A 5,213-nucleotide genomic window follows, 5' to 3' on the forward strand; every position below is an offset into this window, starting at 1 on the left:
CCGATACGAGGCCCTGAGGCCGGAACTTGATGAAGACGATGGCAAGCACGAAGACGAGGACGTCTGCGATCACGGGCTGAATCACCCAGGGCAGCGCCGCGGACAGCGTGCCGATGATGCCGGCACCGGCAACCGGGCCCGCGAACGAACCGATGCCTCCGACCATCACGGCGACGAAACCCTGGATCAGGAAACGCAGGCCGAGATCGGCGAACAGCGAGAACACCGGCACGATCAGCGCGCCGGCGAGACCCGCAAGCGCCGCGCCGAACGCGAAGGTGGCGCCGTAGATCGCGTTGGTGGAGATGCCGGAGGCTCGGGCCAGCGCCGGATTTTCCAGCGAGGCCCGGACGCGAAGACCAAACGAGGTGCGCGACAGCAACAGATAGCTGGCGATCATCACCAGCGCGGTGATCACGATGATCACCAGCCGCCAGGTTGACAGGTGCACGGCGCCGATCGTGATCGATCCGCCGATCGGCTCCGGCACCGAAATATAGAGCCCGCCGATCAGGCCGCGAACGATCTCGCGGATGATCAGGCCCAGCGCGTAAGTGCCGAGCATCGCGACGATCGGCGCGGAATAGAATCGTCTCACGATCAGGCGCTCGAGCACGAAGCCGAGCGCCCCGACCACGAACGGTGCGGCCAACATACCGAGCCACACCGGCAGGCCGGCGGTGTGGACCAGATAGGTGGTGTAGGCGCCGAGCAGCACGAACTCGCCCTGCGCGAAGTTGAAGATCCCCATCATGCTGGCGATGATCCCGAGCCCCAGCACCACCAAAACGACGATGGCGCCGAAGCTCAGGATTTCGAAAACGGCGACGAGCAGGTTTTCCATTCGACCTTACCGGCAGATGCGGGTCACACGCTGGCTCACATCTTCTTCCAGTCGCCCGACTGCTCGAAGGCATGCGCCGCGCGATAGATCGTCGGCTCGTCGAAGTGCTTGCCGATCAGCATCAGGCCGACCGGCAAGCCGTCGACCATGCCGCACGGAATCGACATCGCCGGATGATGGGTGATGTCGAAGGGCGCGGTGTTGCTGATCATCTCGAAGGCGCGGCCGATGATTTCTTCGCGCGCGGCGTTCGGCGCCGGCAGCGGCGTCGCCTTCATGGGCGTCGTCGGCATCAGCAACAGATCGAACTTCGCCAGCGCGGCGTCGTAGGCGGCGGAGATCCGACGCGAGATGTTGAGCGCCTTGCCATAGTAGCGCGGACCGAATGTGTTGTTGATGTAGGTGCCGAACAACAACATCATCTTGGTGGTTTCGGACAGCGAGTCCGCCTGGCCGCGCCAGCCGCGATGCGCCTTCATCAGCGTGGTCGAGTACAGATCCGGGCGGCTCAGCCCGTAGCCGTCGCCGAACATCATGGTCTGGGTCATGCCCTCGGTGCCGATCGGCATCCACACCGCGCCGGCGAGATTGTGCGCCGGGATCGAGATCTCCTCGACCGTGGCGCCGAGGCTCGCCAGCTTCTTGGCGGCTTCGCGGACGCTTTCGTTCACCGCAGGCTCGGCGCCGGGCTGTTCAAAGCCCTCGCGCACGATGCCGATCTTCATGCCTTTGATGCCCTGACCGAGCGCCTTGGTGTACTCGTGCACCTTGGGAGCGCGGATGCGCGGATCGTAACCATCGTCGCCGGCGATGACTTCAAGCAGCAGCGCGTTGTCGGCGACATTGGCGGTCATCGGACCGGTGTGATCGACGAAGACTTCGATCGGCATGATGCCGGTATACGGCACCAGCCCCCAGGTCGGCTTCATGCCGTAGGTGCCGCTGAACGACGACGGCATGCGGATCGAGCCGCCCTGGTCGCCGCCCATCGCCATATCGGCCTCGCCGAGCGCGACCACCACGGCGCTACCAGAGGACGAACCGCCGGCGGAGTAACCATCTTGTGGGGATTGTGCACCGGACCGTTGGAGCCGGTGTGGCTGCCGCCGGACATACAGAAATGTTCGCAATGCGTCTTGCCGAGGATCTCCCCGCCGGCATCAAGGATGCGCGTAACGACCGTGGCGTCGAAGTCCGGAACGTAGCCCTCGAGAGTCGAGGAGCCGTTCATCATCGGCACGCCGGCCAGCATGATGTTGTCCTTCAGCGCGATCGTCTTGCCCTTCAGCTTGCCGGACGCGGCGCCCTTCACGCTCGATTTGCGATACCAGGCATTGCGCGGATTCTCGTCGGGGCCGGGCGTGTAGCCCGGCGTGCGCGGATATTGCACGAGGGGCACTTCATCCGGCAGCGCGGCGACGACGTTGTATGCCTCGACCGACGGCTGCATCAGCGCCCGGAACGAGGTGACGTCCTCATCGGTCAGCGACAAGCCGCACTGTTCGGCGACGTCGAGGAGCTGCAACGGGGTGGGAAGCGAAACTGCCAAGGCTTTTCTCCTGCGCGTGGGGCGGGTCAGCGGCGGCGGTCGCGACAACGACCTGCTGCTGGTGTGGCGGGGCCGCCGCGTCACGCGAGGTACTACATACGGAAATATTTTCTTTTTCAAGTATTATTTTGCAGCAGGTCGAGCGAGCGTTCGCGCACGCTCAGTAGCTGCGTATCAGCTTGAAATCGAGACCGTCGGCTTCCGCCAGATGCATCGTCATCCGCGAGCGGCCGTCGCGAATCGTCACCGGTCCGCGGGCGCCGTGATAGACGACGTTCTTCGCCGCCTGCAGCAGCGGACGCACCGCCAGCGTCTGCGCTTTCTGGGCGATCGCTTCCAGGAAACGCAGGCCTTCGTAGTTGGACTGCCCCACCGAGCCGATCGGCGGTGCCGTCGGACCGAACGCCCGCAGATAGGCGGCGCGAAACTCGTCGTTGGCGTTGGAATCGTGGCAACCGAAATAGCCCGATGCACAGAACAGATTCTCGGTGTTGTCGGCGCCGATGCCGAGCAGCACCGTCTCGTCCATCGCTCCCGCGAGTCGCAGGATGCGCGCAGCAAGCCCGGCCTCGGCGAACGAGCGGTTGAACGTGATACTGTCGGTGCCGATCAGCGAGATCAGCACCACGTCCGGCCGCGCGGCGCGAATCCGGGCCAGATGCTTCTCGTGATTATCCTCGCCGATCGGGACGAACTCCTCGCCGACCACCTGTCCGCCGGCGTCTGTGATGTACTTCTTCACGGCGCGATGCGACTGCCAGGGCCAGACATAGTCGCTGCCGATCAGATACCAGCGCTGCGCCTTCTTCACCTGGGTCAGCCAGTCGATCGCCGGACGGCTCTGCCAGCGCGGCGTCTCGCCGATCGCCATTACGCCCGGCGTGCGCTCGCCGCCCTCGTAGAGCGGCGTGTAGATGTAAGGGATGCGGCCGCGGATCGCCCCGCGTAGCGCGACCCGAACAGCGCTGATGTGCGAGCCCATCACCAGGTCGAGGTCGCCGAATTCCACCGCGAGGGAAAGTCGGCGGACCAGATCGTCGATCGGCTCGCCGGCATCGCACATCACCAGTTCGATTTCGCGCCCGAGGATCCCGCCCCGCTTGTTGATCTCGGCAGCGGCGAGAATCGCCGAATTGGCCGAAGGCGGACCCCAGACGCCGGCCGAGCCCTGGAAGGTGACGAAGTTGGCGATCCGCAATTTGTTGTTGGCGCGCCGCGCCGCGGCACCGTGGCCGATGCCGGCTCCATCAAGCCAAGCGCCACCTGTGCGCGAAAACGCCCCGTCAAGCAAACCGAGCGGCGCTGCGCCGCTTGCGCCCCCGCATCCCAGATCGACAGCCGAAAGCACGCCCTCTCCTGACTGGTACGGGGAGCCTTGCGAAAGTCTGACCCCGTACAAGGTGGATGCTATTTGAAAATATTGAATATTCAAGAATTGATGTGCATATAGATGCAGCAATCCGCGCTTCTGATTCATCCAATCCGAGCAAAAAAGTCCAAGCCGTGGCCAAATCGCCCAGCCGCAATCCGCCGATCACCGAACATCTCGCCTATCTGCTGGCCCAAGCCAACCGGGAGATCAACCGGCAGCTCGAGGCGCGGCTGCGCGACGAGGGTGTCCCTGTCGAGCAATGGCGCATTCTCAAGGTGCTGTCCGACCGCAAGGGGCACTCGATGGGGGAACTCGCAGACGCGGTGCTGCTCAATCATCCGACCCTGACCAAGATGATCGACCGGATGGTGTCGGACGCGCTGGTGTATCGCGTGCAGGACCCGGACGATCGCCGGAAAGTCCTGATGTACAGTTCGGACCGCGGCAAGGCGCTGACCGAGCGTCTCAACACGCTGGCGATGAATCAGGAAGCGCACATCGCCAAGAGCTATGGCGACAAGGCGACTGCCGATCTGAAGCGACTGCTCGAAAGCCTCATCGACAGCGCCACCTGACCGCTGCAGCGCAGCGTGAGGCCGATTGCAGCTGTCCCGAGACCATTCGTGCGGCCGCTCGCTTCGCCCCGGACGATCAGCTTACGACTACGAAACACCGAGAAACGGCAATTCGTCGGCTCAGCGTGTCTCGGCTCAGCGTGTCTCCGCTCAACGTGCCTTGGCCTCACTGCGCCCTGCCGAACGACCTCGCTCGGCCTCTTGCGCCGCGATTGCGCTGTCGCGGCGCTGCTGATTGGGCGGAAAGATCGGACCATGCGTCACCGTGACGGCAGCATCGCTCTCGCCCATCGAGCGGCCGGTGGCGACACTGATGAAATGCTGCTTCGAGCAGGCCAAGCAATACACGGCTTCATAGGCCAGCCGATCGCCCTCGCCGTCATCGGCGAGCCAAGTCTGAGTCATCAGACCGTTCTCAGGGCATCGGTAAACTAGTAATCTAGCCATGATTGAAGTTTCACATAGCGCACGCAACCATCGTTGACGCATATCAAACCAGGCTTGCGCCGAATTGACGCGAACGGCGTCATCGTCTCGTCGCAATGCGAAGTAACGACGCCGCGGGTTGATTTTCTGCTGCAATCCGCGCTGCCCGGAGCCTGCTGCTACTACTAAGCGGCCCACCCTCGGATCATTACTTGCGGATCCTTCCGGAGCGGCAGGGTCACAATTCTGTGGACGGCTCCGAGACCCGCGCAGGCGGCGGTGTAAAGCCAGATTGACGCCTGGAGAAGTAGGAGATCAGGACCGGCAGCGTGATCAGGATGACGCCCGGCGCCAGCATCATGCCGGCCACCACCACGATCGCCAGCGGCTTCTGCACCTGCGAACCGATACCCGATGACAGCGCCGCCGGCAGCAGGCCGACCGCAG

Annotated in this window: 5 protein-coding genes and 1 pseudogene; 1 reads left to right on the plus strand and 5 read right to left on the minus strand. The window is 63.9% G+C overall.

Translation table 11 applies throughout. From position 1 onward, the window contains the following. The 3 genes and pseudogenes from I5M_RS01480 to I5M_RS01490 all read right to left on the minus strand — a co-directional run. A partial coding sequence (locus tag I5M_RS01480) for a branched-chain amino acid ABC transporter permease (RefSeq protein WP_022719780.1) occupies positions 1 to 844 on the minus strand: 844 nt, incomplete at its 3' end. Positions 845 to 879: 35 nt separating this feature from the next. Next, positions 880 to 2,393: pseudogene (locus I5M_RS28990) on the minus strand (amidase). Positions 2,394 to 2,553: 160 nt separating this feature from the next. Next, entirely contained in the window at positions 2,554 to 3,741 is a 1,188-nt protein-coding gene (locus tag I5M_RS01490) for a substrate-binding domain-containing protein (RefSeq protein WP_022719781.1), read from the minus strand. Between the two features lie 155 nt (positions 3,742 to 3,896). Between I5M_RS01490 and I5M_RS01495 the strand changes: the two genes are divergently transcribed. Then, positions 3,897 to 4,340: a MarR family winged helix-turn-helix transcriptional regulator gene (locus tag I5M_RS01495; RefSeq protein ID WP_022719782.1), complete on the plus strand. Its 444-nt coding sequence runs from the start codon at positions 3,897 to 3,899 to the stop codon at positions 4,338 to 4,340. 150 nt (positions 4,341 to 4,490) lie between these two features. Here the strand turns inward: I5M_RS01495 and I5M_RS01500 are convergent, their stop codons facing one another. Both I5M_RS01500 and I5M_RS01505 read right to left on the minus strand, forming a co-directional pair. Next, the gene (locus I5M_RS01500) at positions 4,491 to 4,922 is read right to left on the minus strand and encodes a hypothetical protein (protein ID WP_244431901.1); all 432 of its coding nucleotides are present in this window, start codon (positions 4,920 to 4,922) and stop codon (positions 4,491 to 4,493) included. Between the two features lie 82 nt (positions 4,923 to 5,004). Continuing rightward, positions 5,005 to 5,213 (minus strand): efflux RND transporter permease subunit (locus I5M_RS01505; protein WP_031334972.1); only part of this gene is annotated, 209 nt, incomplete at its 5' end.

It is taken from the genome of Rhodopseudomonas sp. B29 (genome assembly GCF_000333455.1).
GTDB lineage: Bacteria > Pseudomonadota > Alphaproteobacteria > Rhizobiales > Xanthobacteraceae > Rhodopseudomonas.